Raw genomic sequence first — 21,439 nt, 5'->3', positions numbered from 1 at the left:
GCCGCTACGGTGAGGCATCCATCCCATCCGGAGCCTCTTGTGAACATACTGTTGATCTACGCCCACCCTGAATCTCGCTCTCTCAATGGCTCGCTGAGGGACTTTGCGATCGCCCATCTCAAGGCGGCTGGCCATGAAGTGGAAATATCGGATCTCTACAACATGAAGTGGAAGGCGGCGCTCGACCCTGACGACGCACCTGGTTACGACCCCAGCACGCCTTTCAATCCCGCCGTTGAGTCACACCGAGTGTTCTCCGCCGGTGTCCAGCCCCACGACATCGAGATTGAGCAAGCCAAGTTACAGTGGGCTGATGCCGTGGTGTTCCAGTTTCCACTGTGGTGGTTTTCGATGCCGGCGATCCTCAAGGGCTGGGTCGATCGAGTGTATGCCTATGGTTTTGCCTATGGTGTGGGCGAGCACAGCGAAAGCCATTGGGGGGATCGCTACGGCGAGGGCCGGATGGCGGGGAAGCGCGCGATGCTCACGGTCACTATGGGCGGATGGGAGTCTCACTACAGCGAACGCGGGGTGAACGGTGCGTTGAATGACGTGCTCTTTCCGATACAGCACGGGGTGCTGTTTTACCCCGGGTTTACAGTTCTGCCGCCTTTCCCGATCTATAAAACCGGCAAGGTCGACGCTGTCCGGTTCGACCAGCTGTGCGCTGAATATGCGACGCGGCTGGATAACCTCTTCACCGATCCGCCACTGCCGTTTCGTCGACAGAATGCCGGCGATTATGAGATCCCGGCGCTCACGCTCAAGCCGCACCTCGCGCCGGGGCGCCACGACTTTGGGATCCATTACACCGACGGCGATTAAAACTGAAGCAGTCGTGCGGACCTCGGTTCGAACCCTCCGACCAACGCCACGTCCTGTCCTTCAAGTCAGATTTTCCACGGCCGATACAGAGGAAAGCTGTCGCGTATGCACGCATCCGCTCAGCGATCCTTTCTAGCGAGCCGACGATGAACCCATTCAATCTCTTTAACCGAACCCGTGCCAACCGCCAGGAAGCGATCAGCATCAACTGCACCGCTGGCGAACTGGACCGTGCCCTCGCCGGCGTGCGTTCGGCGCCTGTTCTGGTGACAGGCTTCGTCTCTCCGCACCTGGACATCGATCAAGTCGCTGCGCGTATCAAGCAGCGCTTTCCCGACAGCGTGCTGAGCCTGTGCACGACCTCCGGTGAGCTGTGCAACAGTGCGACCGGTTTGTATTGTGCGACCGGCGATCAATGGGACCGCATCGTTCTGCAGCTCTTCGAACGCAGCGTAATTGCCTCCGCTGAAGTGGTGATGGTGCCGCTGGAATGCGAAGACATCCGCGGCGGAGGCAAGCGCATGGAGATGCGTGAGCGCATCGAAAAACTGGTCAACAACATCAAGCGTGCGCAGGTCAGCACCACCATCGATCATCGCGACACCTTGGCCTATGTGGTGTTCGACGGCTTGTCAGCCTCCGAATCGTTCTTCATGGAAGCGCTGTATGAGTCCGGGCGCTTTCCCTGCCTCTTTGTAGGAGGCTCCGCCGGCGGCAAGTCGGATTTCAAGAAGACGCTGATCCACGACGGCCAGCGCAGCTATCAGAACTATGCGCAGATTGTCTTCATCAAGACCGCCGCCGACATACGGTTTGGCGTGTTCAAAAGTCAGAATTTCCAGCCCGCCGGGCTGACCTTCAGTGTCCTGACCGCATCTGTCGAAGACCGCACTATCGATCAGGTGATCGACAGCAAGGGCAATATCATGAGCATGGTCCAGGCGCTGTGTAACGCCTTCGATTGTGACGCCCACGCCCTCGAGAAGAACCTGGCTGATTACTCCTTTGCCATTCGGGTGGGCAGCGAGTTGTTCGTGCGCTCCATCGCCCGCATCGACCATGCGCAGCAGATCATTCAGCTGTTCTGCGACGTGGCCCCCGGCGAGGAACTGGTGATGGTCAAGCGCACGCCGTTGCGCGAAGCCACCCGCGTGGATTACGAGCAATTCCTGCGCGGCAAAGGCGGGCAGCCCGTCGCGGCGATCCTCAACGACTGCATCTTGCGTCGGGCCAATAACGGCAAGGACCTGGGCAGCATGACCGGATTGTTCGGTGACGTCCCGCTGGTGGGTTTCTCGACCTTTGGTGAAATTCTCGGCCTGAACCTGAACCAGACGCTCACCGCGATCTTCTTCTTTCGGGTGGCAAAGGGCGCGTCATTCACGGATGAGTACGTGGACAATTTCATCGCCCACTATGGCGAATTCAAGGCGTTTTTCCTGCGCCGCCAGCTCAAGAAGATGGTGGGCTTGAATCACGTCATCGTGAAGCAGATCGAGTCGTTCAAGCTCAACGATTTCAACAACGCCCTGGATACTCGCGGGCTGGATACCAAAGTCCTGCCTGTCTTCGAAGGCCTCGCCGCACTGGGTCGGGTGCTTGCCCAGGCCGGTCAGCAGCAGGAAGAGATGTCCACGCAAATCAAGCACTACTCCGGCGAGCTGCACCTGTCGATGGACGATCTCGCCGGTACGATTGACCAGCAGAACACCGTCTCGACAAACGCCGGCAATACCGTTGTAGCGCTGGTCAGCCAGGCGGACGAAGCGGTAGTCGGCGCACGAGCCCTTGCGGAATCGAGCCTGCGCATCCAGTCCATCGTGCAGGTGATTCAACAGATCGCCGGCCAGACCAATCTGCTGGCGCTCAACGCCGCCATTGAAGCCGCACGGGCAGGGGATCTGGGCCGAGGCTTTGCGGTGGTCGCCGACGAAGTGCGCAAGCTGGCGGAAATCACCCGCAAGAACGCGGCGGAAATCGGCGTCGACATCGACCTGCTCTCCAGCGAGATCCAGCGGGTGGCGCAGCAGATCGAGGACCAGTCCTCCGGCGTCGGCGCGCTGCGCGAAATGCTCGACTCTCTGGAACATTCGAACCAGGCCACCGAAGGCACGGCCCGGCGCACTAAAGCCATCGCCGATACCTTGACCGGCTTGACCCACGCCAGAGCTTGACCCACGATGCCTGATTGTCGGCGATCAACGACCGCAGGGATCACGAGTGAGTTATGGCGAAAAGACCGTCGATAGAGCAGCGCCGCGAGTTCGGCAATTTCCTGTCCAGCCGGCGGGCGCGGCTTGATCCGAAGGACTTCGGTCTGCCGGAAGGGCCGCGGCGCACGCCCGGATTGCGTCGCGAAGAGGTAGCGGCGCTCGCCGGGGTCAGCGTCAGCTGGTACACCTGGCTTGAACAGGGCCGCGACATTCAGCCCTCGCCGGACGCGCTGCAACGGATCTCCAAAGTCCTCAAGCTTGATCGTGTGGAGTCTGCGCACCTGTATGCGCTATCGGCGCTGGAGGTGCCCGCTGCTGCGACCGGGGGCGGGGTAACGGCCGGCCTGGAAATGCTGGTGCAGGCGATCAACCCCATTCCGGCGTATGTGCGCAACGCCCGGCTCGACATTCTGGCGTGGAACGACGCCATCGCCGAGCTGTTTGTCGACTATGGTTCGTTGCAGCCCCATGAGCGCAACACGCTGCGTCTGCTCTTTCTGTATATCCCGTACCGAACCATCATTCTGGATTGGGAGCAGATGGCGCGCGGCATGATCAGTGCGTTTCGGGCATCGCGCGCGCTGGCCCAGGACAAGGCACCGTTCGACAGCCTGATCGAAGAACTTTCGGGCCTGAGCCCCGAATTCAAAGAGTGGTGGCAGGACACCGAGGTCAAAGGTTTTGACGAGGGTCGCAAGCGTCTGCTGCATCCTATCAGCGGCCATATCGATTTCACCTATGTCGCGCTGACGCCTGAAGGACGGCCGGATCTTTCGCTGGTGACTTACATTCCTCGCCACACTGCCTATGACTCACGGTCATAGGATAACAAGACGCCTTACTGGTTTTTTCGGGCTTGCCTAGAGTGACGGTCATCGCAGCGCACATGTGCTGCACCGACCGCCAACGAGGTAATCACGATGTCTGACCTGAGCCCGATCTCCACCGCAAACGTCGCTACATCACGCAACCCGGCCACCGGTGAGCTGATCGCCACTTACCCCTTCCAGACGCAAACCGACGTCGAGCAATTGCTGGATGTGAATGCTGCGGCCTTTCGTCTGTGGCGTGCCACGCCGATGCGCGAGCGCGTGGCGGCCTATCGCCGTCTGGCGGACACCCTGCGTGAGCGCTCGGAATCCTTTGCTGCACTGATCACCGCTGAAATGGGTAAAACCCTGGCGGCGGCCCGTGGAGAAGTGGAGAAGTGCGCGGCCACCATTGAGTGGATTGCCGACAACGGCCCGGGGATTCTTGCCGATGAGCCCGTCAATGTCGGCAGCGACGACGAGGTCCACGTGTCCTTCTTGCCGATCGGCACCGTGCTGGCGGTGATGCCCTGGAATTTCCCGCTGTGGCAGGTGATTCGTGCGTCCGGGCCGATCATGTTGTCGGGCAATGGCTTCATGCTCAAGCACGCGCCGAACGTCATGGGCTCGGCTTACGCGTTGCAAGAAGCTTACGAGGCGGCGGGCTTTCCCAAAGGGCTGTTCACCAATCTCATCGCTGACAACGACACCGTGGCCCGCACCATTGAAGACCCGCGCATCGCCGCCGTTACCCTGACGGGTAGCATGCGTGCAGGCTCTGCCGTGGCAGCCACCGCGGGCAAGGCACTCAAGAAGAGCCTGCTGGAGCTGGGCGGTTCGGACGCCTTCATTGTGCTGGCCGACGCCAATATCGACCTTGCGGTGAAGGCCGCCGTCGAGGCGCGTTTCCAGAACGCCGGCCAGGTCTGTCTGGCGGCCAAGCGCTTCATTCTGGAGGCGCCGATCGCCGAGCAATTCACGCGTCAATTCGTCGCGGCGGTCGGGCAGCTGAAAGTTGGCGACCCGCTGGACAGCGCAATCGACGTTGGCCCGATGGCCCGCGCTGATTTGCGCGATGAGCTGGATGGTCAGGTTCAACGCACGATTGCAGCCGGCGCGACGTTGCTGCTGGGCGGGAAGAAGATCGACGGCCCCGGCAACTTCTACGCGCCCACCGTGCTGGCTGATGTGAAGCCAGGCATGGCCGCATTCGACGAAGAAACCTTCGGCCCGGTTGCCGCGATCACCATTGCCGCCAACGCCGAAGAGGCGATCGTGCTGGCCAACACCAGTGACTACGGATTGGGCGGCAGCCTGTGGACCCAGGACATCCCGCGCGCGCAACGCATCGCCCGGCGTCTGGAGACCGGCGGCGTGTTCATCAATGGTTTTCCGGCCACCAACGCGCGCATCCCGGTGGGCGGCGTCAAAAAGAGTGGCTACGGTCGCGAGCTGTCCCACTTCGGGTTGCGCGAATTCACCAATGCCCAGGCGGTGTGGGCCAAAAGCGTTGACTGAGAATCGGTGAGCAGTACCCGCATGTGAGAAGCTGTGTCACCGCCCATGCTGCAAAAAAGCCGTCGCACCTGCGACGGCTTTTTCGTACCTGCCATTTGGAATGGCGCTTCCGGGTTCAGCCGATGGGGTGCAGGTCAGCGGGTGCCAGACCCACAAGCTCGATGTGCGCAGCGTTCGGGTCGGCCACGATCAGGTTATCGGCGCTGAAAGTCTTGGCGACGTTCTTGTCGATACTGATCTCGAATCGGTTACCGTCAGCGTCCGCTTCGTAATCCTTGAGATAGGTGCGGTTCAGGGCGGTGTCGTAGATCACCTTGAGCGTGCCATCGGTGCCATCGCCAAGGCCTGTGTAACCCAGCGCTGAAACATCGATGCGGTCCTGAGTGGCGTCGAAGTTTTTGATGAAGTCCGAATTGCCCCGGAAGCTGTCGCTTTTCTCCACGTATCGGAAAGTGTCGACCCCGGTGTTGCCCACCAACAGATCATCATCACCGCCGCCGACGAGAATGCCGCCCGCCGTCGAATTGGTGAACGTGTCGCGGTGGTTATCGCCGGTCAGCGTCTGGTTGGCGCGGTCTGCTGCACTGTCTCCGGCAAAGGTGAAGCGATCCATGTCCTGCAGGCCGGTGAGCGGATCCCGGTCGTATTGCGTCAGGTGCACGGCGAATCGGTTGCCGTCTTCATCGACTTCAAAGGATTGGGCAATCGCGTAACCAGCTTCATTGTCGTAGCTGTAATTGAGCGTGCCGTTGTAGCCATCACCAAGGCCGGTGAACCCCAGTGCCGAAACGTCCATCAGATCACCGTCACCGAGTCTGAAATTGTGGATGAGGTCAACGCTGGATTGGCCTGTACCGTCGTTCACGAAGCTATCGGTGAGATGCTCGAAGACAAACGTGTTACGGGAACTGCCGCCAGACATGTCGTCCGCTCCACCTCCACCGGTCACGATGTTGCCGGAGCGGGGAACGACCAGAAAGTCGTCGCCATCGGTCCCGGTGATGACGTATTGCTTGTTGCTTAGCCCATGCTCGCGGCCATTGCTTTCTGCAGTCAGGTCGTAACGCAGGGCGAAATTTTGCGTGCCAAGCTCAGCGGCGTGATCGCCTTCAAGTCTGACTTCGAATGCCTGGCCCTGGGCGTTTTTATCCAGAGAGCGAACATAGGTAATGTCCTCGTCGGCGTTGTAGGTCACTGCCAGATCGCCATTGTGGCCATTGCCAACGCGCTCCAGCCCGAGGGCCGTCAGGTCAAGTACGTCAGTGGATTGGAAGTTTTTGATCAGGTCCGAATGGGAACCCTGTTTGTCGAAGTAGCTGTCCGTCACCGAGGTGTAGACGAACGTGTTCCCGTAGACATAGGCGGAGTGGCTGGTGATCGTATCGACGCCTGCGCCGCCGTTGTAGCGATCCTGTGCATTGCTGAACGGATCGGGATCCCCTCCCTGACCGATGAGGATGTCGTCGCCATCGCCGCCAAAGATGAAGTCCCGCTTTGTGGTACCCGTGATGGTGTCGTTATCGGCTGTGCCGGTGTAGCTGTCATAGGTGCCATGAGGGGTCATGACAACCGCCTCATCCGCTTCACTTTGCAGTGCTGTTTTCTTTGCCTGAGCCATTATTTTTCTCGCGATAGAGGGTTTGGCACTGCCACCGCCGTCAACGGCAGATCCAGTTGCATCGGGCATCGTGAGCGTTCATCAATGCCCGTCACTGGCGTGGTAGACCCGTCAAAGCTGTGTTTGTTTGATTATTCGCCTCCCTCCGGAAACGACGAAAGCCCGACATAAAGTCGGGCCTGGGGTCGGGTTGAATCCGTTCATTACCAGTTCATGGCGGTTATCTCGGTGCAAAGGTGAAAAGCGGGGAGGGGTGCGAACACCCCTCGCGCCGGGCGGCGATCAGGCCGATTTGTTTTGCAGTGCCTTGATCAGCACGTCTGCCGCAGGGCCGGAGGAAGCAGGGTTCTGGCCGGTGATCAGCAGACCATCGGTGAGGACGTACGAACCCCAGTCCGGACCTTTGGAGTAGACGCCGCCCAGTGACTTCAGCTCGTCTTCCACCAAGAAGGGCACCACGTCGGTCAGGCCTACAGCTTCTTCTTCGCTGTTGGCAAAGCCGGTGACCTTTTTGCCCTTAACCAGCGGCGTGCCGTCGGCGTTCTTTACGTGGCGCAGCACGCCAGGGGCATGACATACGACGGCGACGGGCTTGTTGGCGGCGATGAACGATTCAATAAGCTGGACGGAATTTTTGTCTTCAGCCAGATCCCACAGAGGACCATGGCCGCCTGGGTAGAACACAGCGTCGAAATCTGCCTGGGACACGCTGTCCAGCCGGACGGTATTGGCGAGCAGGGCTTTGGCGGTTTCGTCTTTCTCGAAACGACGGGTCAGGTCGGTCTGGAAGTCAGGCTCGTTGCTCTTCGGGTCCAGGGGAGGTTGCCCGCCCTGTGGCGAAGCCAGGACGATTTCGGCGTTGATGTCGCTGAACGCATAGTAGGGTGCTGCCAGCTCTTCCAGCCAGAAGCCGGTAGGGCGGCCGGTGTTGCCGAGGGTGTCATGGGAAGTCAGAACCATAAGAACTTTCATCGGATATTTCCTTTTCGATTTAGGTTTGCGACTGCCGAGCAGCAGCCAAAAGGTAAAGCATCATTCGCTTGGATTAATAGACTAGTCGTCTAGTTCAACGGTAAAACGAAATCACTTGGCAGCTTTTATGATCAAGTCAGCCACGGCCTTGGGATAGGCCAGCATCGCAACGTGGCTTGAAGGGACCTCGATGGAGTCGGCGTGCAGGCGCTTCACCTGATCGCGCTGCAGTTGTGGCGAGATGATCTGGTCGTTTGTGGCGACCACCGCAAAGGAGGGCACCTTGTGCCAGGCAGCGTGGGGGATGGGCTGGCTCAGCGCTTTGATGTTCAGCGCACCTTGGGTGGCAGCGACAAGTTTCTGTTCGGCGCGGGGCAGATCAGGGGCGAAGAATTTGGCGACGCCTTCGTCGCTGACTTTCACGTAGCCATCTGCGTCTTTGACGAAGGAGGCCTGGCCGGGCATGTCGGGATAGCCCTTCACGGCATCGAACACTGACTGGCCATCATCCGGGGCGTAAGCGGCGACGTACACCAGCGAGCGGACTTTGTCGTTGACGCCAGCGTCGGTGATGACTGCGCCTGCCCAGGAATGGCCGACCAGAACCACCGGACCCTGCGCAGCGGCAATGGCGCGCTTGGTGACAGCGACATCGCCGTCAAGAGAGTCCAACGGATTCTGCACCGCCACCACATTCAGACCGGCTTTTTCCAGCAGCGGAATCACTTTGTTCCAGGAAGAGCCGTCGGCGAAAGCGCCGTGTACCAGCACTACCGTCTTGGCGGTCAGCGGAGTGGCAGGGCGATCTTGGGCTGACGCGAATCCAGCGGCTGCAAGCAGTGTCACGGCAGTGGCGAGAGCGGTGATCGTTGTTCTGGTTTTCATCACGTCAGTCCTTGTGGCGGCGGGTTAATGTGGGTACACCTTAACTCTGAGTAGACCAGTCGTCTAGAGTTATTTTCAAATTATTTCAGAGGGCCTTTTTCGCGGTGCTCGGTCGTGGGGGGCGTCGACGATACAAAGCCGGTCAGGAGAGACCGGCGGGCTTTATGCAGATTTGAAACGAAGCCAGAGAGAACAGTGGGACACTGGGGACTGATCAGTTAAGGCGCAGGATCGTGCGCGTGGTGGCCATGGCCGTCTCGAAGGGCGCGAGGCTTCTTTCGATCTTGACCATCACGCTGGCACCTACCCACAGCTGGTACAGGCTTTGCGCAACAGCGTAAGGGTTGTCGCAGGCGGGCAGCGAGCCGTCGGCAACGCCAGCCTCGATCGCGCTGCCAAGGCGGTCAGTAATCCCGGACGTTCCGCGCTTGAGGACGGCACGCATGGTCTCCGACAGATCGGCCACTTCAACGCCAAGCTTCACGGCCAGGCATTTGCCCTGGCATTCCTGGAACGACTGCGTGTCTTGCCAGACCCGCCAGTAATTCATCAGGCGCTCGCCCATGGGCAGCCCGGGCTCGCCGAGGATGCGATCGATATCAGCGAGGTAGTCTTCGAAATAGTGTTCGAGCAACGCCTCGCCGAAGGCATCCTTGGAGCCGAAGTAATGATAGAAGGAGCCTTTCGGCACGCCCGCGGCGGCAAGAATTTCGTTCAGGCCTACGCCGGAATACCCCTTGGCGGCCATGATGCGTTGGCCGACGTCGAGGATTCCTTGACGGACATCAGATGAACCACGTGTTTGAGGAGTATTCATGGCTCGGAGAATACATCCTAGTAAGTCGGTCTACTAGCTGATTCTGATGAGCGATGATGTTCTGTGTCGGCGGGGGCGACCTCCAACGACGGCGTTGCCCGAGAGCCGTCGTTGGACGCAGTTCTACCGCGAGCGTGCCCGTTATACCTGATCCACCGCTTCTGGCACGCCCTGATCCTCGCCCAGAAACCCGCCGCTCTGGTGATGCCACAGCCGCGCGTATGTGCCGTTCTTGTTGAGCAGTTCAGCGTGGGTGCCCTGTTCGATGATGCGCCCGTCGTCCATCACGATGAGCCGGTCCATGGCCGCAATGGTCGACAGCCGGTGAGCAATGGCGATCACGGTCTTGCCCTTCATCATTTCGTCGAGGCTTTCCTGAATGGCCACTTCGACTTCCGAATCCAGCGCGCTGGTGGCTTCGTCCAGCAACAGGATCGGCGCGTTCTTCAGCATCACGCGCGCAATGGCAACCCGTTGGCGCTGGCCGCCCGACAGCTTGATGCCACGCTCACCGACCAGCGTGTCGTAGCCGCTGTGACCATGCTTGTCGCTGAGCTGGGCGATGAAGCCATCTGCTTGAGCGTTAGCCGCAGCGGTGTGGATTTCCTCATCGGTGGCATCAGGTCGGCCATACGCGATGTTGTCGCGAATGGACCGATGCAGCAGCGACGTATCTTGCGTGACCATGCCGATGGCGCTGCGCAGGCTGTCCTGCGTGACCTGCCTGATGTTCTGCCCATCAATGCGAATCTCGCCGCTGTCCACGTCATAGAAGCGCAACAGCAGATTGATCAGTGTGGATTTGCCGGCGCCTGAGCGGCCGACCAGCCCGATCTTCTCGCCCGGCCGGATCGCCAGGTTCAAACCGTCCAGCACCTGACGCTCGCCGTTGTAATTGAAGCTGACGTTGTCGAAGGTTACCGAGCCGCCGTTGCTCTTCAACACCGCTGCATCTGGCGCGTCCTGCACTTTGGGGCCCTGAGTCAGCGTCGCCATGCCGTCCTGCACCGTGCCGATGTTCTCGAACAACGACGTCATCTGCCACATGATCCAGTGGGACATGCCGTTGATCCGCAGCGCCATGGCGGTAATTGCCGCCACCGCGCCGGTGCCGACGTCGCCCTGATGCCACAGCCACAGGGCATAACCGCCCGCGCCCAGAATCAAGGCGACGACCAGCGCCTGATTGACGATTTCGAATTGGCTCACCAGACGCATCTGGCGAAAGCCGGTCTGCTTGAAGTCCTCCATCGCTGCGCGCGCAAACTGCGCTTCCCGTTTGGAGTGGGAGAACAGCTTTACCGTGGTGATATTGGTGTAAGCATCGGAGATTCGCCCGGTCATCGACGACCGCGCGTTGGCCTGCTCCTGACCGACTTTGCCCAGGCGCGGCACGAAATACAGCATGGCCAGGCCGAACAACACGATCCAGGCAAGGAACGGCAGCATCAGCTTCAAGGCGAATCCGCCGGCCAGCGCGATGATGGCGATGAAATAAACGCCGATGCCAGGCGCGATTTCAATCAGGGTGAACAGCACGTCCCGCACCGCCAGCGCGGTCTGCATGACCTTGGTGGTGACTCGGCCGGAAAATTCATCGGAAAAGAACGACAGGCTTTGCCGCAGCATCAGGCGGTGAAAGTCCCAGCGCAGTCGCAGCGGCAGGTTGATCGCCAGCACCTGGTGCTGAACCATCGTGCGCAAGGCCACGAGCCCAACGCTGATCACCAGCACAATGCCGATGCCCCACAGCGCCCGACTTTCCTCGCCAGCAGTGGCGCCGCCGTCCTTCCAGGTCGACAGCAGATCGACCACTTGGCCGAGGAACGAAAAAAGCCAGGCTTCGTAGAGCGACACACAGGCGCTGAGCACTGCAAGGGCGAGAATGTAACCACGCGCTCCCCGGGTGCAGGCCCACAGAAACCGCACCAGCCCCACAGGCGGCGGGGGTGCTTCGTCGGGTGGGAAGGGGTCGAGTCGTCGTTCAAATACGCTCAGCATGAGGGGCTCCAAAACTGTCCATTGACGCAGATTCTGCCATTGAATGGCGGGCTTGAGGGTTTCGGTGCTTTTTTGGGTGACTCGTTCCAACCATTACGTGCGTGTTTTTGCGTTGTCCCAAGGTTGAGGTATTGGCGCCTGCGTTAATTCAGTGGGACCGCCGGTAAGTGATCGCTCAACAGATCCCGTGCTAACTTCCCGGCCGTTTTCTTATCATGCTGACTCTCCGTCCGCGCATTCAGGGCTATCGACATGACACACATTTCTGAACGCCTCCTGGTCCAAGCGCACCTGGACGCCAAACAGCCCAAGATCCTGAGTGCAGACGAGGAAGCGGAGTACCGCCGCTTGATCGCCGCCGAGCTTAAGGCCCAGGACGCTGTGCTGGTGGCGCACTACTACTGCGATCCGGTGATTCAGGCGCTGGCGGAAGAAACCGGCGGTTGCGTCTCAGACTCTCTGGAGATGGCGCGTTTCGGCAAAAACCATCCGGCGAAAACCGTGCTGGTCGCCGGGGTGCGTTTCATGGGCGAAACCGCAAAAATCCTGACCCCCGAAAAACGCATCCTGATGCCGACCCTCGAAGCGACCTGCTCACTGGACCTCGGTTGCCCGGTCGATGAGTTTGCTGCGTTCTGCGATCAGCATCCCGAGCGCACCGTGGTGGTTTACGCCAACACCTCCGCCGCCGTAAAAGCCCGTGCCGACTGGGTGGTGACGTCCAGTTGCGCACTGGAGATCGTCGAGAGCCTGATGGACAACGGCGAGAAGATCATCTGGGCGCCCGACAAGCATCTGGGCCGTTACATCCAGCGCGAAACCGGCGCCGATATGCTGTTGTGGGACGGCGCCTGCATCGTGCACGAGGAGTTCAAGTCCCGGCAGTTGGAGGACATGAAGGCCTTGTACCCGGATGCGGCCATTCTGGTGCACCCGGAATCGCCCGAGTCGGTCATTGATCTGGCGGACGCGGTGGGCTCGACCAGCCAGCTGATCAAGGCGGCGCAGACGCTGCCAAACACCACCTTCATCGTCGCTACCGATCGCGGCATCTTCTACAAGATGCAGCAGCTGTGCCCGGACAAGGTCTTCATCGAAGCGCCCACGGCCGGCAATGGCGCCGCCTGCCGCAGTTGTGCCCATTGCCCGTGGATGGCGATGAACACTCTGGCGCGCACGCTTCAGTGTTTGCGCGAAGGCATCAATGAGATCTTCGTTGACCCGGCGGTCATCCCTCACGCCGTCCGGCCGTTGCAGCGCATGCTCGACTTTACCCAGGCGGCACGCATGAAAAGCTCGGGTAATGCCTGATTACCAGCGGCAAGCGGCAAGCGGCAAGCGGCAAGCGGCAAGCGGCAAGCGGCAAGCCTCAAGCGAAAAGCCTCAAGCGAAAAGCCAACTCGCCGCATTTCAGCTTGCAGCTTATAGCTTGCCGCTCGTAGCTCGCTTCAGTTCATCATGTCCTTCACCGCCCGTTCCTGGGCGATGATCTCCTGCTGCCGCGCGTCGATGCGTGAGGCCAGCTGGAAGTTGTTGTTCGCCCGGCGCTTGGCGAATTCAAGCTGCTGAATCGCCTGCTTGAAATCGCCCATCAGCGCGAAGTATTCCGCACGGGCCTGGTGCAGGCCGATGGTGTTGCCCGACAGACCGCGGGTGTCAGCCACCTGATTCCAGATGTCCGGATCGTCCGGGCGGCTCTTCAGCAAAATTTCCAAAGACTTCAACGCCTCGGGCGCCTTGGACTGCTTGAGCAAAACATCGACTTTCGCCTGATTGAGCGGGTAGTTGTCGGGGTACAGGTTCAGCATTCGGTCCACCCGCAGTTGAGCGTCGGGCAGGCGATTGTTGGAGATGTCCAGATTCACGGCAGCGAGGTTGTAGGCAATGTTGTCCGGCGCCTTGTCGAGCAAAGGCTTCAGCGTCTCGCGCCCTTCATTCAGTTGCCCCGCTTTGGTCTGGGCCAGCGCGAGGCCGTAGCGAGCCGCGTCGTTTTTCGGGTTCTCTGCCAGTTGCGCGCGGAAACGCTTGGCGGCCATGCCGGGGGTTTCTTCGTAGATGAGCACTGTGCGTGCGCGCATCAGCTGATACGTGGGGCTGTCTTCCTTGCCGCCGGGTTTGGCTTGCTCGGCGCGGTTGCGGGTATCGGCGATGCGGGACTCGGTCACCGGGTGGCTCATCAAGAATTCCGGCGGTTTGGCGTCGTAGCGGTACTGGCGCGCCAAACGCTCGAACATGGTCGGCATATTGCGCGGGTCGTAGCCGGCCTTTTCCAGATTGAGGATGCCGATGCGGTCGGCTTCTGCTTCGTTTTGCCGGGAGAAGCGCGCCTGCTCCTGAATTGCGGCGGCCTGGGTGCCGGCAATGGCGGCGATTCCCGCATCGCCTGCACCCGCTGCCGCCATGACAATACCGGCGAGCATCGCCGCCATCACCGGCACTTGCATGCGCTGTTGCGCCTGCACGCCCCTGGCGAAGTGCCGTTGCGACAAGTGAGCCAGTTCGTGGGCGAGGACCGCGGCGTATTCGCCTTCAGTCTCCGCGTGGAGGAACAGCCCGCCGTTGACCCCGATGATCCCGCCGGGCGCTGCGAAAGCGTTGATCTCTGGCGTGTTGATCAGGATGAATTCAAGCCGGCGGTCCTGCACCTGACTGGTTTCGGCGAGCCGATAAACTGAAGACTCGACGTAGTCCTTGAGCAGCGGGTCGGACAGTTGCGCCACCTCAGAACGTAACAGCCCGAGCCAGGCGCGCCCCAGGTCGTGTTCTTGCTGGGGAGAAACGATGGATGAACTCGCGTCGCCGAGGGAGGGCAGGTCATCTTCTGCGAAGCTCGGCGCTGCCAGCAGGCAGGCGAGGGTCAGCAGCGTGGGGCGCAAAAAATTCATGCACGAAACTCTGGGGCAGAAAGGCGTCACTGTAGCTGGCTCAATGGCTTGCTGACCAGAGTGGGGTATTCTGGAAAACTTGTGAGAATGTTCTTCCGCCCGTTGGCTTTTGTGCGAGGGCGGATGTGTCTATCCGGAGAGAAACGATGTCTGACGCTGTAGGACACCCCGCTACCTGCGATGCAGAGCTCGACGCCAGCGGTCTCAACTGCCCGCTTCCCTTGCTCAAGGCCAAGATGGAACTCAACCGTCTGGCCAGCGGCGCGGTCCTCAAAGTGACGGCCACCGATGCCGGCTCGCAGCGCGACTTCCGTACATTCGCAAAACTGGCCGGGCATGTGCTGCTGCATGAAGAAAACGCTGACGGCATTTATCGGTATTGGCTGCGCAAGGCCTGAGCGTTTCTGACCCTCGCAACCCCTTTAGGATTCTTGATGTTCAAAGTGCTTCGCGACTGGATACAGCGCTACTTTTCCGATGAGGAAGCGGTGGTGCTGGCAGTGCTGTTGGTTCTCGGATTTACCGTTGTGCTCACCCTCGGCGGCATGCTCGCGCCGGTGTTGGCCGGGTTGGTGCTGGCTTTTCTGATGCAGGGGCTGGTCAATCTGCTCGAGCGTTTGCGCGTGCCGGAAGGTGGCGCAGTAGGGCTGGTCTTCGCTTTATTCATGGGGGCGCTGGCGCTGTTTCTGCTGGTGCTTGTGCCCTTGCTGTGGCGCCAGCTCATTACCTTGTTCAACGAATTGCCCGGCATGCTCGCCAAGTGGCAGTCGTTGCTATTGCTGCTGCCGGAGCGCTACCCGCATCTGGTATCGGACGAGCAGGTCTTGCAGGCGATAGAAGTGGCTCGCGGTGAGGTCGGAAAGTTCGGGCAATGGGCATTGACGTTTTCCCTGTCCAGCTTGCCGCTATTGGTCAACATGATGATCTACCTGGTGCTGGTGCCGATCCTGGTGTTCTTCTTCCTCAAGGACCGTCGGATGATCAGCCGCTGGGCGAGGGGCTATCTGCCCCGCGAACGCACGCTGATTACCCATGTGGCCGAGGAAATGAACCGGCAGATCGCCAACTACATTCGCGGCAAGGTCATCGAGATCTTCATCTGTGGTGGGGTGACCTACATCGCCTTCGTGACCATGGGCCTGAATTATTCGGCGTTGCTGGCGATGCTGGTGGGGATTTCGGTGGTAGTGCCCTATGTGGGCGCTGTGGTGGTGACGGTGCCGGTGGCGTTCATCGCGCTGTTCCAGTGGGGCTGGAGCGATCAGTTCATCTATCTGATGGCGGTCTACGGCATCATCCAGACCCTGGACGGCAATGTGCTGGTGCCGCTGCTGTTCTCCCAGACGGTGAGCCTGCACCCGGTGGCGATCATCTGCGCCGTGCTGTTGTTCGGCGGGCTGTGGGGTTTCTGGGGGATTTTCTTTGCGATCCCGCTGGCGACCCTGTTCAAGGCCGTTCTGGACGCGTGGCCGCGGAATGAGCCGACGGTGGCGCCGTTGTTATAGGCGTTGCCTCGCTTTTTGTAGGAGTGAGCTTGCTCGCGATCGGCGTCGTCATGGTCAACCTACGATGACTAAACGGCCCCCGATCGCGGGCAAGCTCAGGCCGACATGATGGCGATCAAGCCTTGTTCAGCGCCTGAGCCGCTTCAAGCACCGCCGCCACATGCCCCGGCACCTTCACGCCGCGCCATTCCTTGCGCAGCACACCGTCCTTGTCGATGAGGAAAGTGCTGCGGTCGACGCCCAGGTATTCCTTGCCGTACAGCTTTTTCAGCTTGATCACATCGAACAGCTGGCACAGCGATTCATCCTTGTCCGAAATCAACTCGAACGGGAATTCCTGCTTGGCCTTGAAGTTCTCGTGGGATTTCAGGCTGTCACGCGAAACACCGAACACTGCTGTGTTGGCGGCCTTGAAGTCGGCGTGATGATCGCGGAAGCCCTGGCCCTGGGTGGTGCAGCCAGGGGTGCTGTCCTTCGGGTAGAAATAAAGCACGACTTGCTGACCTTTCAGCGCCGACAGGCTGACCGCCTGTTCGCTCGTGGCCTGCACTTGAAAGTCGGCAACGGGTTGGTCGAGTTCTACAGCCATTCGGGACTCCTTACATCGGTGCTTGAGGGCGCCATGGTTCGATCAGCGCATCAAGGTTTAGGGCGTCGGCGAAGTCCAGGAACTGGTCACGCAGCCAGCTGATCTGGGTGCCGGCCGGCAATGTCACGGTGAACGTCGCGTTGAGCATGGTGCCGCCGGTCTGCGGTGCCTGATAGGTGTCGCAGATCAGGTTCTCCAGCTCGACGTTGTGGTCGATGAAGAACTGGCACAGCTCGTTGATGATATCCGGGCGATACGCCGAACTGACGTAGGCCACGTAGGGCAGGGCTTCCGGACGGTTTTCCAGCGAAGCACTGCGCACCACATTGACGGTGAAGGCGTGTTTCTTGGCCAGATTGGGCAGACCCGTTTCCAGACGCGCCAGCGCGTCCCAGCTGCCGGAGATCTGCAGGATCAGGGCGCTGCACTCACCGTGGCGAGTGAGGCGTGAGCTGACGACCGAGCAACGGCTTTCGTTACTGGCGCGGCACAGGACGTTGGTCAGCTCCATTGGGTTGGCGCCAAGGGCACTGATGACAAGGAATTGTTCGCGAACTGTGGGGATGGATGACATGCAGCATTCCTAAACGATGAGCGGTCGGTACGCAGCAGGCCTGTGCCGGCGGGTTCGACGGACGAAGGCATCGTGACGTCTCCCCGACCCACAGCCGCCAATCGCGTCCATGAGCCTGTCATGGCGCGCGATAACGACGCAGGGCGGGGTAAGTGACGACAAAATCGAGCAGTCGAGCGAGCCGGGCAGATGACCCGTACCGATCAAAGACCGAAGGGTAGCGAAAACCGGCGCCGAGGGGAATGCTCGCCTTGTGCAAGGATCATGGCGCCAGTACCATTACCGCTCTCTTTTTCCGGCAGGAGCGGTTTGCATGATTGCGGGCAGTATGGTGGCACTGGTCACACCCATGGATGCACAAGGTCGTCTCGATTGGGACAGCCTGAGCAAACTGGTGGACTTTCACCTGCAAGAGGGCACCAACGCCATAGTTGCCGTCGGCACTACAGGTGAATCCGCGACGCTCGACGTCAACGAGCACATCGAAGTCATCCGCCGCGTGGTACAGCAGGTCGCTGGCCGCATTCCGGTCATCGCCGGCACGGGCGCCAACTCCACCCGCGAGGCGGTCGAACTGACCACCAACGCGAAGAACGCCGGTGCCGATGCCTGCCTGCTGGTCACCCCGTACTACAACAAGCCGACCCAGGAAGGCTTGTACCAGCACTTCAAGCACATCGCCGAAGCCGTCGACATCCCGCAGATTCTGTATAACGTGCCGGGCCGTACCGCCTGCGACATGTCGGCCGAGACCGTCATTCGCCTGTCGAAAGTCAATAACATCATCGCCATCAAGGAAGCCACCGGAGACCTGCAGCGCGCCAAGGATATTCTTGCAGGCGTGAGCAGCGACTTCCTGGTCTATTCCGGCGACGATGCCACTGCGGTCGAGCTGATGTTGCTCGGTGGCAAAGGCAATATTTCGGTCACCGCCAACGTCGCACCGCGCGCCATGGCCGACCTGTGCAAGGCCGCGATGGCCGGTGACGCCGACACCGCCCGCGCCATCCACGAAAAACTGATGCCGCTGAACAAGACCCTGTTCATCGAATCGAACCCTATTCCCGTGAAATGGGCCCTGCATGAGATGGGTTTGATGCCAGACGGTATTCGTCTGCCGCTCACCTGGCTCAGCGAGTCCTGCCACGAGCCGCTGCGTCAGGCCCTGCGCCAGTCCGGTGTATTGGTCTAATGAGGAAGCATTACGCAATGAAGCGACTGGCCGGACTTTCCGCACTAGCCTTGATTATCTCCAGCACCAGCGGTTGCAGCTGGCTTTTTGGCCAGGACGGTTATTTCCGCGATCGCAGCAGCGATTACCTGGAAGCGACCCAGAAGCCGCCGATGCAATTGCCCGAGGGCGTTCAGGAAGTCAAACGCCTGGACCCGTTGCTGCCGATCCCGCGCAACGTTGCCGACGACACCCAGAAGGGTGAGTTCAACGTGCCGCGTCCGCAGCCGCTGACCACTGCTCAGGACTCCGGCGACTACACCCTGCAGAAGAGCGGCGACAACCGCTGGATTCTCGCCCAGCGCGCACCGGCTGAAGTCTGGCCTGTGGCGCATCAGTACTTCGAAGACAACGGCTTCCGCATCGCCGAAGATCGTCCGCAAACCGGTGAATTCAACACCACCTGGCAGCGCATGGACGAGTTGTCCGCATCGGTCGCCAAGCGTATGGGTTCGAGTGGCGACGCCGCCAACACCGAAACCCGTGTCCGCGTTCGCATCGAGCCGGGCGTGCAGCGCAACACCAGTGAAATCTACGTGGTCAGCGTGCAACGCCCGGCGGGCAGCAACGATGACCCAGCGTTCCCGTCGCGCAGCACTAATGTCGGCCTCGACTCTGTGCTGACTGACGACATGCTCGCAAGTCTCACCCGCACTGCCGAGAAGGGCGGTTCTGTCTCCCTGCTGGCGGCGCGCGATTTCGACACCCCGAGCCGCGTTTCCCTCAGCGAAGACGGCAGCGGCAACCCGGTGCTGAACCTGGGCGCGGACCTGGATCGCGCCTGGTCGAGCGTCGGTCGTGCGCTTAACCAGGGCGACTGGCGCGTTGAAGACATCAACCGCAGCCTGGGCCTGTACTACATCAACGTGGCGGAAAAGCCCGACAAGCCTGAAAACAAGCCTGGCTTCCTCAGCCGCGTGTTCGGCAGTGAAGAGTCCAAGGAAGAGAAAGAAGCCCGCGCCGAGCGTTATCAGGTGCGCCTGAGCAAGGTCGGCGAGAACGTTCAGGTCACGGTCGAGAAGAACATCAACACCGTGGCGCCGACGGAAGTCGCTCGTCGCGTGTTGAGCGTCATTCAGGACAACTTGGGTTAAGTGCGCTTCGCGGTTCTTGGCAGCGGCAGTCGCGGCAATGCCACGCTGGTTGCGAGCAACGACACGTACGTGCTGGTCGATTGCGGTTTCTCCCTGAGAGAGACCGAACGACGGCTCGACAGGCTGGGCGTCAGCGGTAAACAACTGAGCGCCATTCTGGTAACCCACGAACATGCCGATCATGTGCATGGCGTGGGTTTGCTGTCTCGGCGCTACGATGTGCCGGTGTACCTCAGCGACGGCACGCTGCGCGGCATGCGCAAACCGGTCGAAGCGGGTCTTCGGCTGGTGGGCGGGCAGGGTCTGCGCATTGGCGGTCTGGGCATCGACGTGGTGTCGGTGGCTCATGATGCGCTGGAGCCCACGCAGTTCGTGTTCAACGATGGGCGCCGGCGCTTCGGCCTGTTGACCGACCTGGGTTCGTATTGCCCGATGGTGCTCGACAGCTACCGCGGGCTCGACGCGCTCATGGTCGAGTCCAACCACTGCCGCGATCTGCTTGCGCGGGGTCAGTACCCGTACTTTCTCAAGCAGCGGGTGGGCGGCGATCACGGTCATTTGAACAATCATCAGGCTGCCGGTCTGGTGAACGAGTTGGGATGGCAGGATCTGCAGCACCTGGTGCTGGCCCATCTGAGCAGCAAGAACAACCTGCCGCATCTGGCCCGGCAATGTTTCGTCGACACCCTTGGGTGCGACGAGGACTGGCTACAATTGGCCGATCAGGATTCAGGGCTCGACTGGCGCGAAATCGCCTAGCGTCCCAAACGGGCGACTTGCCCCCCCACTATTCAGCCAGATTCAGCAAGCGGAGCCCATCATGGAAAAACGTGAAGAACTCTACCGCGGCAAAGCCAAGTCGGTTTACAAGACCGACGACGCTGACCGCTTGATCCTTGTGTTCCGCAACGACACTTCGGCGTTCGACGGCAAGCGCATCGAACAGCTCGACCGCAAGGGCATGGTGAACAACAAGTTTAACGCCTTCATCATGCAGAAGCTGGAAGCCGCAGGCGTTCCGACCCAATTCGACAAACTGCTGGCCGACAACGAAGTGCTGGTCAAGAAGCTCGACATGATCCCGGTCGAATGCGTCGTGCGTAACTACGCTGCCGGCAGCCTGGTCAAGCGCCTGGGCGTGGAAGAGGGCATGAAGCTCAACCCTTACACGTTCGAGCTGTTTCTGAAGGACGACGCCAAGGGCGACCCGTTCATCAACGACTCCCACGTTGTCGCGTTCGGTTGGGGCACCGCCGAGCAACTGGTTCGCATGAAAGAACTGTCGCTGAAGGTCAATGAAGTCCTGACCAAGCTGTTCGACGACGCCGGCCTGCTGCTGGTCGACTTCAAGCTGGAATTCGGCGTATTCAGCGACGGCTCGATCGTCCTGGGTGACGAGTTCAGCCCGGACGGCTGCCGCCTGTGGGACAAAGAGACCCGGAAGAAAATGGACAAGGACCGCTTCCGTCAGGGCCTGGGCGATGTCATCGAAGCCTACGAAGAAGTCGCCCAGCGTCTCGGCGTACCGCTCTGATCCAATGCTTCAAGCGAAAAATGCTGCAAGCATCTGAAAGAACGCGAAAAAATCCTTAAAAAGGGTTCGCGTTCTTTGAACGAACTGTTATGATGCGCGCCGTTGGAGAGATGCCGGAGTGGCCGAACGGGACGGATTCGAAATCCGTTGTACTGGCGACAGTACCTAGGGTTCAAATCCCTATCTCTCCGCCATTATAGAAAAACCTTTGTAAATCAATTGGTTACGAAGGTAGCAGAGCAGCGATTTGTAGCAGCAGTTTGTAGCAATTTTTTGCCAAACTGCAGCGATCAAGTCGCTGTTTTTTTTCGTCTGTATTTTTAGATTACTGATCATATCCCCCGTCAGGTCTACGTAGCCCTTCTATGA

General features: G+C 60.1%; 19 protein-coding genes and 1 tRNA gene. 12 read left to right on the top strand and 8 right to left on the bottom strand.

All coding sequences use genetic code 11. The annotated features are described in order from the left end of the window. Positions 1 to 39: 39 nt before the first annotated feature. The 4 genes from AC0Z8Z_RS07700 (at position 40) to AC0Z8Z_RS07685 (ending at position 5,365) form a co-directional block, all read left to right on the top strand. Positions 40 to 825 (top strand): NAD(P)H-dependent oxidoreductase, encoded by a 786-nt coding sequence (locus AC0Z8Z_RS07700; protein ID WP_485618728.1) that lies wholly within the window; start codon positions 40 to 42, stop codon positions 823 to 825. 146 nt (positions 826 to 971) lie between these two features. Then, positions 972 to 2,999 (top strand): FIST N-terminal domain-containing protein, encoded by a 2,028-nt coding sequence (locus AC0Z8Z_RS07695; protein ID WP_485618727.1) that lies wholly within the window; start codon positions 972 to 974, stop codon positions 2,997 to 2,999. A 53-nt stretch (positions 3,000 to 3,052) separates the two neighbouring features. Further along, positions 3,053 to 3,862 carry a helix-turn-helix transcriptional regulator gene (locus AC0Z8Z_RS07690; protein ID WP_122537426.1) on the top strand — a complete coding sequence of 270 codons (810 nt, stop codon included), beginning with the start codon at positions 3,053 to 3,055 and terminating at the stop codon, positions 3,860 to 3,862. 105 nt (positions 3,863 to 3,967) lie between these two features. Continuing rightward, positions 3,968 to 5,365: an NAD-dependent succinate-semialdehyde dehydrogenase gene (locus tag AC0Z8Z_RS07685; RefSeq protein WP_485618895.1), complete on the top strand. Its 1,398-nt coding sequence runs from the start codon at positions 3,968 to 3,970 to the stop codon at positions 5,363 to 5,365. A 115-nt stretch (positions 5,366 to 5,480) separates the two neighbouring features. Here the strand turns inward: AC0Z8Z_RS07685 and AC0Z8Z_RS07680 are convergent, their stop codons facing one another. The 5 genes from AC0Z8Z_RS07680 to AC0Z8Z_RS07660 form a co-directional block, all read right to left on the bottom strand. Next, positions 5,481 to 6,929, bottom strand: coding sequence for a M10 family metallopeptidase C-terminal domain-containing protein (locus tag AC0Z8Z_RS07680; protein WP_485618726.1), 1,449 nt, complete (start codon positions 6,927 to 6,929; stop codon positions 5,481 to 5,483). A 336-nt stretch (positions 6,930 to 7,265) separates the two neighbouring features. After that, complete coding sequence (locus tag AC0Z8Z_RS07675; RefSeq protein WP_485618725.1) at positions 7,266 to 7,955, bottom strand: type 1 glutamine amidotransferase domain-containing protein; 690 nt, start codon at positions 7,953 to 7,955, stop codon at positions 7,266 to 7,268. Between the two features lie 111 nt (positions 7,956 to 8,066). Continuing rightward, a complete protein-coding gene (locus tag AC0Z8Z_RS07670) occupies positions 8,067 to 8,840 on the bottom strand; it encodes an alpha/beta fold hydrolase (protein WP_172611060.1) in 774 nt (257 codons plus the stop codon). A 214-nt stretch (positions 8,841 to 9,054) separates the two neighbouring features. Beyond that, positions 9,055 to 9,657 carry a TetR/AcrR family transcriptional regulator gene (locus AC0Z8Z_RS07665; RefSeq protein WP_485618724.1) on the bottom strand — a complete coding sequence of 201 codons (603 nt, stop codon included), beginning with the start codon at positions 9,655 to 9,657 and terminating at the stop codon, positions 9,055 to 9,057. 141 nt (positions 9,658 to 9,798) lie between these two features. Then, positions 9,799 to 11,658, bottom strand: coding sequence for an ABC transporter ATP-binding protein (locus tag AC0Z8Z_RS07660; RefSeq protein ID WP_485618723.1), 1,860 nt, complete (start codon positions 11,656 to 11,658; stop codon positions 9,799 to 9,801). 252 nt (positions 11,659 to 11,910) lie between these two features. Between AC0Z8Z_RS07660 and nadA the strand changes: the two genes are divergently transcribed. Then, positions 11,911 to 12,969: a quinolinate synthase NadA gene (gene nadA, locus AC0Z8Z_RS07655; RefSeq protein ID WP_485618722.1), complete on the top strand. Its 1,059-nt coding sequence runs from the start codon at positions 11,911 to 11,913 to the stop codon at positions 12,967 to 12,969. Positions 12,970 to 13,106: 137 nt separating this feature from the next. Here the strand turns inward: nadA and AC0Z8Z_RS07650 are convergent, their stop codons facing one another. Then, entirely contained in the window at positions 13,107 to 14,543 is a 1,437-nt protein-coding gene (locus AC0Z8Z_RS07650; RefSeq protein WP_485618721.1) for a M48 family metalloprotease, read from the bottom strand. Positions 14,544 to 14,689: 146 nt separating this feature from the next. Between AC0Z8Z_RS07650 and AC0Z8Z_RS07645 the strand changes: the two genes are divergently transcribed. Then, positions 14,690 to 14,941, top strand: a complete 252-nt coding sequence (locus AC0Z8Z_RS07645; protein ID WP_122623057.1) for a sulfurtransferase TusA family protein — start codon at positions 14,690 to 14,692, stop codon at positions 14,939 to 14,941. Positions 14,942 to 14,977: 36 nt separating this feature from the next. Further along, on the top strand, positions 14,978 to 16,048 hold the full coding sequence (locus tag AC0Z8Z_RS07640; protein WP_065986753.1) for an AI-2E family transporter: 1,071 nt from the start codon (positions 14,978 to 14,980) through the stop codon (positions 16,046 to 16,048). Positions 16,049 to 16,163: 115 nt separating this feature from the next. On the opposite strand, the gene AC0Z8Z_RS07635 is transcribed toward AC0Z8Z_RS07640, so the two are convergent. Both AC0Z8Z_RS07635 and AC0Z8Z_RS07630 read right to left on the bottom strand, forming a co-directional pair. Continuing rightward, on the bottom strand, positions 16,164 to 16,637 hold the full coding sequence (locus AC0Z8Z_RS07635; protein WP_485618720.1) for a peroxiredoxin: 474 nt from the start codon (positions 16,635 to 16,637) through the stop codon (positions 16,164 to 16,166). Between the two features lie 10 nt (positions 16,638 to 16,647). Next, positions 16,648 to 17,211, bottom strand: coding sequence for a glycine cleavage system transcriptional repressor (locus tag AC0Z8Z_RS07630; protein WP_037014004.1), 564 nt, complete (start codon positions 17,209 to 17,211; stop codon positions 16,648 to 16,650). Positions 17,212 to 17,524: 313 nt separating this feature from the next. On the opposite strand from AC0Z8Z_RS07630, the gene dapA reads away from it, so the two are divergent. The 5 genes from dapA (at position 17,525) to AC0Z8Z_RS07605 (ending at position 21,264) form a co-directional block, all read left to right on the top strand. Beyond that, complete coding sequence (gene dapA / locus AC0Z8Z_RS07625) at positions 17,525 to 18,403, top strand: 4-hydroxy-tetrahydrodipicolinate synthase (protein ID WP_485618719.1); 879 nt, start codon at positions 17,525 to 17,527, stop codon at positions 18,401 to 18,403. A 17-nt stretch (positions 18,404 to 18,420) separates the two neighbouring features. Beyond that, positions 18,421 to 19,536, top strand: a complete 1,116-nt coding sequence (gene bamC, locus AC0Z8Z_RS07620; RefSeq protein WP_122537439.1) for an outer membrane protein assembly factor BamC — start codon at positions 18,421 to 18,423, stop codon at positions 19,534 to 19,536. Continuing rightward, positions 19,537 to 20,295 (top strand): MBL fold metallo-hydrolase, encoded by a 759-nt coding sequence (locus AC0Z8Z_RS07615; protein WP_485618718.1) that lies wholly within the window; start codon positions 19,537 to 19,539, stop codon positions 20,293 to 20,295. 61 nt (positions 20,296 to 20,356) lie between these two features. After that, on the top strand, positions 20,357 to 21,070 hold the full coding sequence (gene purC, locus AC0Z8Z_RS07610) for a phosphoribosylaminoimidazolesuccinocarboxamide synthase (RefSeq protein WP_485618717.1): 714 nt from the start codon (positions 20,357 to 20,359) through the stop codon (positions 21,068 to 21,070). 104 nt (positions 21,071 to 21,174) lie between these two features. Continuing rightward, a tRNA-Ser gene (locus AC0Z8Z_RS07605) sits at positions 21,175 to 21,264 on the top strand. The last annotated feature ends 175 nt before the right edge of the window (positions 21,265 to 21,439 follow it).

The sequence above is a fragment of the Pseudomonas sp. 1L-C-7-B-C1 genome (assembly GCF_057291635.1).
This window is presented reverse-complemented; position numbering and strand designations above follow the sequence as displayed.

What these genes read in the sequence shown, in the direction of transcription:
- AC0Z8Z_RS07695 (WP_485618727.1), top strand. Translation starts at nt 972, where the DNA reads ATGAACCCATTCAATCTCTTTAACCGAACCCGTGCCAACCGCCAGGAA.
- AC0Z8Z_RS07690 (WP_122537426.1), top strand. Translation starts at nt 3,053, where the DNA reads ATGGCGAAAAGACCGTCGATAGAGCAGCGCCGCGAGTTCGGCAATTTC.
- AC0Z8Z_RS07680 (WP_485618726.1), bottom strand. Translation starts at nt 6,929, where the DNA reads ATGACCCCTCATGGCACCTATGACAGCTACACCGGCACAGCCGATAAC.
- AC0Z8Z_RS07675 (WP_485618725.1), bottom strand. Translation starts at nt 7,955, where the DNA reads ATGAAAGTTCTTATGGTTCTGACTTCCCATGACACCCTCGGCAACACC.
- AC0Z8Z_RS07670 (WP_172611060.1), bottom strand. Translation starts at nt 8,840, where the DNA reads ATGAAAACCAGAACAACGATCACCGCTCTCGCCACTGCCGTGACACTG.
- AC0Z8Z_RS07665 (WP_485618724.1), bottom strand. Translation starts at nt 9,657, where the DNA reads ATGAATACTCCTCAAACACGTGGTTCATCTGATGTCCGTCAAGGAATC.
- AC0Z8Z_RS07660 (WP_485618723.1), bottom strand. Translation starts at nt 11,658, where the DNA reads ATGCTGAGCGTATTTGAACGACGACTCGACCCCTTCCCACCCGACGAA.
- nadA (WP_485618722.1), top strand. Translation starts at nt 11,911, where the DNA reads ATGACACACATTTCTGAACGCCTCCTGGTCCAAGCGCACCTGGACGCC.
- AC0Z8Z_RS07650 (WP_485618721.1), bottom strand. Translation starts at nt 14,543, where the DNA reads ATGAATTTTTTGCGCCCCACGCTGCTGACCCTCGCCTGCCTGCTGGCA.
- AC0Z8Z_RS07645 (WP_122623057.1), top strand. Translation starts at nt 14,690, where the DNA reads ATGTCTGACGCTGTAGGACACCCCGCTACCTGCGATGCAGAGCTCGAC.
- AC0Z8Z_RS07640 (WP_065986753.1), top strand. Translation starts at nt 14,978, where the DNA reads ATGTTCAAAGTGCTTCGCGACTGGATACAGCGCTACTTTTCCGATGAG.
- AC0Z8Z_RS07635 (WP_485618720.1), bottom strand. Translation starts at nt 16,637, where the DNA reads ATGGCTGTAGAACTCGACCAACCCGTTGCCGACTTTCAAGTGCAGGCC.
- AC0Z8Z_RS07630 (WP_037014004.1), bottom strand. Translation starts at nt 17,211, where the DNA reads ATGTCATCCATCCCCACAGTTCGCGAACAATTCCTTGTCATCAGTGCC.
- dapA (WP_485618719.1), top strand. Translation starts at nt 17,525, where the DNA reads ATGATTGCGGGCAGTATGGTGGCACTGGTCACACCCATGGATGCACAA.
- bamC (WP_122537439.1), top strand. Translation starts at nt 18,421, where the DNA reads ATGAAGCGACTGGCCGGACTTTCCGCACTAGCCTTGATTATCTCCAGC.
- purC (WP_485618717.1), top strand. Translation starts at nt 20,357, where the DNA reads ATGGAAAAACGTGAAGAACTCTACCGCGGCAAAGCCAAGTCGGTTTAC.